Genomic DNA, 342 nt, shown 5'->3' with positions numbered 1-342 from the left:
GACTGGGGTGAAGTCGTAACAAGGTAGCCGTAGGGGAACCTGCGGCTGGATCACCTCCTTAATCGACGACATCAGCTGCTCCATAAGCTCCCACACGAATTGCTTGATTCATTGAAGAAGACGATAAGAAGCAGCCCTAACAGGTTGTAGCTTAGTTGGTTGGAACGCACCCCATGCTTTGTGGTAAAGAGCAGGGTGAGGTCGGCCTTAAAGCTCGAAATTGGGTCTGTAGCTCAGTTGGTTAGAGCGCACCCCTGATAAGGGTGAGGTCGGCAGTTCGAATCTGCCCAGACCCACCAATTTTGTGTGGGAACCTGTAGAAATACGGGGCCATAGCTCAGC

1 tRNA gene and 1 rRNA gene are annotated in these 342 nt (G+C 52.0%); both read left to right on the top strand.

The features are described 5' to 3' along the window. Positions 1–61: ribosomal RNA gene (locus tag IB252_RS29960) — 16S ribosomal RNA — on the top strand; the annotation flags it as partial. Positions 62–222: 161 nt separating this feature from the next. Continuing rightward, positions 223–299: transfer RNA gene (locus IB252_RS29955), tRNA-Ile, on the top strand. Positions 300–342: the final 43 nt, after the last annotated feature.

The organism is Pseudomonas sp. PDM10 (assembly GCF_014852295.1).
In the GTDB taxonomy this organism is placed as follows: Bacteria; Pseudomonadota; Gammaproteobacteria; order Pseudomonadales; family Pseudomonadaceae; genus Aquipseudomonas.
Note: the sequence above shows the minus strand (reverse complement) of the source record. Positions and strands in the feature narration are given on the sequence as shown.